At 30.7% G+C, this 5,690-nt stretch carries 6 protein-coding genes; 5 read left to right on the top strand and 1 reads right to left on the bottom strand.

Going from position 1 to position 5,690, the window contains the following annotated elements; all coding sequences use genetic code 11:
* Nucleotides 1-381: Mur ligase domain-containing protein (locus Q0649_RS20535; RefSeq protein WP_298846269.1), on the bottom strand; the 381-nt coding region annotated here is incomplete at its 3' end.
* Between the two features lie 375 nt (nucleotides 382-756).
* On the opposite strand from Q0649_RS20535, the gene purR reads away from it, so the two are divergent.
* From purR to Q0649_RS20510, 5 genes are all read left to right on the top strand, one after another.
* Entirely contained in the window at nucleotides 757-1,578 is an 822-nt protein-coding gene (gene purR / locus Q0649_RS20530; RefSeq protein WP_298846266.1) for a pur operon repressor, read from the top strand.
* A 103-nt stretch (nucleotides 1,579-1,681) separates the two neighbouring features.
* On the top strand, nucleotides 1,682-2,002 hold the full coding sequence (gene spoVG, locus Q0649_RS20525; RefSeq protein ID WP_298846263.1) for a septation regulator SpoVG: 321 nt from the start codon (nucleotides 1,682-1,684) through the stop codon (nucleotides 2,000-2,002).
* A 179-nt stretch (nucleotides 2,003-2,181) separates the two neighbouring features.
* Nucleotides 2,182-3,552: a bifunctional UDP-N-acetylglucosamine diphosphorylase/glucosamine-1-phosphate N-acetyltransferase GlmU gene (gene glmU / locus Q0649_RS20520; protein ID WP_298846260.1), complete on the top strand. Its 1,371-nt coding sequence runs from the start codon at nucleotides 2,182-2,184 to the stop codon at nucleotides 3,550-3,552.
* A 202-nt stretch (nucleotides 3,553-3,754) separates the two neighbouring features.
* On the top strand, nucleotides 3,755-4,726 hold the full coding sequence (locus Q0649_RS20515) for a ribose-phosphate pyrophosphokinase (protein WP_298846257.1): 972 nt from the start codon (nucleotides 3,755-3,757) through the stop codon (nucleotides 4,724-4,726).
* A 300-nt stretch (nucleotides 4,727-5,026) separates the two neighbouring features.
* Nucleotides 5,027-5,690 (top strand): response regulator transcription factor (locus tag Q0649_RS20510; protein WP_298846253.1); only part of this gene is annotated, 664 nt, incomplete at its 3' end.

Here is a 5,690-nt window from a genome sequence, read left to right as displayed (position 1 = left end):
CGAAGTTGTAGTTGTTTTACCGTGCGTACCGGATACTGCAACGTTATATTTATGACCTTTCATAATTTGACCTAAAAATTCAGCTCTATCCATTAGAGGAATGTTTAATTGATTGGCTTTAATATATTCAGGATTTTCAGGAGGAATAGCAGCAGTGTAAACTACTAAATCTACATCCTTTATGTTATTGCCATCATGGCCTAAATATACTTCAACACCTTGATTTTTAAGTTTATCGGTTATATGTGATGAATGCATATCGGAACCGGAAACCTTATAGCCATTTTGCACAAGTATTTCAGCAAGACCGCTCATGCTTATACCGCCTATACCTATGAAATGAATTTTTTTGTTCTTATCTTTTATAAAATCAAAAGACATTATATCAACTCCTTAAAAATGATTATTATTTATTATATGGTAAGTTTATTAGTATTGCTTATATTAAATAATAGTATATAAGCACATCTTAATTATATACAAAATTGCAGAGAAACTATACACAAATCAAAAAAAACTATATAAAACACTAAATAGTATCATGTAAACATGATTTATACCTAATTTGATAAAATAAATTGAAAATATATTATTATTATTATTATTTTTAATAAATTAAAGTATCTGCTGTAATGTTTTTAAATTAGGCTTTATAAGCATTGTAATAAAGATAAAAAAGATTTACAATTAAAATACGAATTATATTATGGATTTTGCCAGATAAAATTCGTAAAATAAAAATATGGGTGATATATTATGAATAAGTATAGTAGAAATCAAAGAGTTACAGGGATAACAAAGGTATTAACAGAAAACCCCAATAAAACAATAAATCTAAAAACTTTTACAGAATTATTTAATGCCGCTAAATCCACAATTAGTGAAGACATTGTTATTGTAAGAGAAACTTTGAGTGAGTTGTCAATGGGAAGAATTGAAACAGTAGCTGGAGCAGCGGGTGGAGTAAAATACATTTGTGGAGTCTCAAAGCAAGAAAGTAGGATATTTGCAGATGAGATATGCAAAGTTTTAATACAAAAAGATAGGGTAATACCAGGAAATTTTATATATATGACTGATATTATGTATAATCCAGAAATAGTGCACAAAGCGGGAGTAATTCTTGCTTCTGCTTTTAGTGAGTTAGATATAGACTATGTAGTTACAGTCGAGACCAAAGGAATACCACTGGCATATGAGGTGGCAAAGATGTTAGGTGTTCAATTAGTTATTGTACGTCATGATCCTAAGGTTACTGAAGGAAGTACTGTTAGTATAAATTATGCATCAGGTTCTAGTAATAGAATTCAAACTATGTCATTATCTAGAAAATCAATAAAAAAAGAGAGCAAATGTGTTTTTATAGATGATTTTATGAAAGCAGGAGGGACTGCAGTAGGTATAATTAATTTGCTTAAAGAATTCGAAAGTGAACTTTTAGGTATTGGGGTTCTTGTAGATAACGTTGAAAGTGGGCATAAATTGGTAGATGAGTATATATCAATTATTCAGTTTACGGGAATAAATAATGAAGGTATTGCAGAGTTAACTCCATCAGAAACTTTTGAAAAAGCGTAATATTCAAAATATTTTATATTTATTTATAAATTTAGAAGGAAAAATACAATTTATAGAGAAATAGTATAAATATAACGTATAATGCAACTTGGAGGTGGAGTGTATGGAAATCACAGATGTTAGAATTAGAAAAATAGCTACAGAAGGTAAAATGAAAGCGATTGTATCAATAACTTTTGACAATGAATTCGTTGTTCATGATATTAAAGTTATAGAGGGGCAAAGTGGGTTTTTTATTGCGATGCCAAGTAGAAAAACACCAGATGGAGAATTTAAGGACATAGCTCATCCAATAAATACTCAAACAAGAGAAAAAATTCAAACAGCTATTTTAGACGAGTATGAAAAAGTGAAAAATGAAGAACCAGTGTCAAGAGTAGTAGAGAAAGTAGTAGAAAAAACGAAGGAAGTTATAGACGTATAAAAAAGAGGGGGAAACCCCTTTTATTTTTTTGAAGAAAAATAATGAAAAATAGTTAAGGCTAGTTGCAATTAAATGCTTTATAAAATATAATATATATATAATATAATGTATTTTAATTAAAGTTAATGTAGTATTTAATATGTAAATATGTCGAATTATTGTATAAAGAGGTGTTTTATTTGTATAAATGCGCTATAATATTAGCTGCAGGTGAAGGAAAAAGAATGAATTCAAATACTCCTAAGGTTATGCATAAAGTTTGTGGTAAAGAAATGATAAATCATGTTATTGATACCATGAGAAGTGCAGATATTGAAATGGTAGATGTGGTAATTGGAAGAGGAGCTGCAGAGGTTAAAAAAGGAACAGAGAATAGAAAAATCAATTATTCTGTTCAAGAAGATCAGTTAGGGACAGGGCATGCGGTTATGTGTGCTAAAGATTTTTTAGGTGAAAATGAAGGTATCGTCGCAATATTTGTTGGTGATGGGCCACTAATTAGTGAGCACACTGTTAGAGAACTTTTAGATTATCATGAAAAAGGAAGCTATAAAGCTACTATATTAACTTCAATGATGAGTGACCCTGAAAAATATGGTAGGATTATTAGGGGCGAAAATGGGGAAGTTAAGAAAATAGTTGAGTTTAAGGACGCAACGCCAGAAGAAAAATTAGTTAAAGAAATAAATTCGGGAATGTACTGCTTTAGCATAAAAGAGCTCCTTATTAGTTTAGATAAATTAAATAATAACAATGCTCAAAAGGAATACTATTTAACGGATGTTATTGGTATATTAAAAAATCGAGGGCTTAAAGTTGGAGCGTTTGATGTTTCACCTGATGAAATTACTGCTGTTAACTCTAAGGTAGAGCTTGCAAATGCAGAGGCAATTATGAGAAAAAGAATAAATGAAAAGCATATGGAAAACGGAGTAACAATAATGGACCCAAGCAATACATACATAGATTACGATGTTATAATAGGCAAAGATACTATTATATATCCAGGAAATGTACTACAAGGCAAAACTATTATTAAAGACGAATGTGTTCTTTATCCAAATAATAGAATTACTGATAGTATTTTAGGAAATGGAATTGTAATTCAAAGTTCAGTAGTAATTGAAAGCCAAATAGGAGAGAAAACTACTGTAGGACCTTACGCATATATAAGGCCTGAAAGCAATATAGGTAAACATGCTAGAATAGGTGATTTTGTTGAAATAAAAAAATCAACTATTGGAGATAATACAAAAGTATCTCATCTTACATATATTGGTGATGCCGACGTTGGAAGCGGATGTAACTTTGGTTGCGGAACAGTGGTTGTAAATTATGATGGGAAAGCAAAATATAAAACTACGATAGGCAATAATGTTTTTATAGGCTGTAATTCTAATCTAGTAGCGCCTGTAACAGTTAACGATAATGCGTATACTGCTGCAGGGTCTACAATTACAAATGAGGTTCCTAAAAATGCTTTGGCAATAGCAAGAGCGAGGCAGAAGAATATTGAAAATTGGGTAGTTAAAAAAGGACTTAATAAATAAATAGTAAAGTATTCAGTAAGTAAATTACAAAGGGAGGTGGAAAACTGATTTTCGCAGTAGAATGGGTATATGAAAAATTACGTGATGTAGTATGTAAGATTTTAATACCGTGCACTGCCATTCTGTTTAGTAAATAGAATGAAAATATATAAAAATTATATTAAAATATGATTTTTATATATTTTGAGAATTAGGACTGCAGATGATAAGCCATGGCAAAAACATTAAGATTTTCACAGGTAACTCAAATCCTAAATTAGCATCAGATATAGCAGATATACTCGGAGTGCCACTTGGAGATTCGAATGTAGGAACTTTTAGTGATGGAGAAATATCTGTTAATATTCACGAAACAGTTAGAGGAGCAGATGTATTTGTTGTTCAATCAACTAATGCTCCAGTAAATGATAATTTAATGGAATTACTTATTATGATTGATGCGTTTAAGAGAGCTTCAGCAGGAAGAATAACAGCTGTTATTCCATATTACGGATACGCAAGGCAAGATAGAAAGGCAAAAGCTAGAGATCCAATTACAGCAAAACTTGTGGCAGATATTATAACAACTGCAGGAGCAGATAGAGTGCTTACGATGGATTTACATGCAGCCCAAATACAAGGATATTTCAATATTCCTGTTGATAATATGACGGGAACTCCAATACTTGCAAAATACTATATTGAAAATGGTTTTAAGGATAGGGATGACGTAGTTGTAGTTGCACCAGATCTTGGAAGCGTTGCTAGATCAAGAAAATTTGCAGATAAATTACATGCACCAATAGCAATAATTGATAAAAGAAGACCAAAAGCTAATGTTGCAGAGATTATGAATGTTATAGGAGATATAAAAAATAAGACGGTTATCATGATGGATGATATGATAGATACTGCAGGTACAATAACTAATGGAGCTAATGCTTTAGTTAAACTAGGAGCAAAAGAGGTTTATGCTTGTTGTAGTCACGGAGTGTTATCCGGGCCTGCTATTCAAAGAATAAACGATTCTGTAATAAAAGAATTAATAATATTAAACACAATTGAGATACCAGAAGAGAAACAATGCTCAAAATTTACTACATTATCTGTAGCACCAATTTTGGCTGAGGCTATAAAGAGAATATATGAAGATGTTTCTGTTAGTAAGCTATTTGAAGATGCGAATAACTTATAATTACATAGTTTAAAATAGTGATGCTTTATTATTTTTATAATAAAGCATCGCTATTTTTTATTAAAGTGAAAATTAATAATATTTACATAATAGTGAAATAATGATTATAATATATATAAAGGGTAACTATAAACATAAGGCAATTATTCCATTGTAACGGTGAATAATTTGTAACATTTTAAAAAAACTAATAAGTTGACATTAAAGTATGATAAATTAGTAATAAGGTAAATTATTTATAAGTGAATTTATTTGAATGTAATTGATAAAAAATAGAGAAAACAATTTGGAGGTGCTGATATGGAAGGAACTATAGGTAAAATACTAATAGTTGATGATGATAAAAATATTGCCGAGGTAATTAAGATGTATCTTGAAAGCTCTGGGTATGCAACAAAAGTAGCACATGATGGTAGAGATGCACAGGAAGCTTTTTTAAGCTATAAACCAGATTTAGTGCTTTTGGATATAATGTTACCGTATATTGATGGGATTGATGTTTTGAAATGGATAAGAAAAGAACATGAAACCCCAGTTATTATGCTTACGGCTAAAGGTGAAACTTTTGATAAGGTATTAGCACTAGAGCTTGGAGCGGATGATTATGTAGTGAAGCCTTTTGAGCCAAAAGAAATAATTGCGAGAGTAAAAGCTGTTCTTAGGCGTTATAACTTAGATAATGGTGGTAAGGAAGTTTTGAATTTCGAAGACCTAGAAATAGACATTAATTCCTACAATGTTACATATAAAGGTGCAGAAGTTAAAATGCCACCTAAAGAATTTGAATTAGTACATTATTTAGCACTTAATAAAAATAGAGTGTTTACAAGGCAACAACTTTTATGTGAGGTTTGGGGATATGATTATCCAGGAGACTCTAGAACTGTAGATGTGCATGTTAAAAGAGTAAGAGAAAAGCTTCAAGGTGGACCAAATTGGCAGATTGAGACTGTTTGGGGAGTAG

It is taken from the genome of uncultured Clostridium sp. (genome assembly GCF_937920395.1).
Classification (GTDB): Bacteria; Bacillota; Clostridia; order Clostridiales; family Clostridiaceae; genus Clostridium_AD.
This window is presented reverse-complemented; position numbering and strand designations above follow the sequence as displayed.

Excerpts from the sequence above, each read along its gene's own strand:
- purR (WP_298846266.1), top strand. The coding sequence starts at position 757 with ATGAATAAGTATAGTAGAAATCAAAGAGTTACAGGGATAACAAAGGTA.
- spoVG (WP_298846263.1), top strand. The coding sequence starts at position 1,682 with ATGGAAATCACAGATGTTAGAATTAGAAAAATAGCTACAGAAGGTAAA.
- Q0649_RS20515 (WP_298846257.1), top strand. The coding sequence starts at position 3,755 with ATGATAAGCCATGGCAAAAACATTAAGATTTTCACAGGTAACTCAAAT.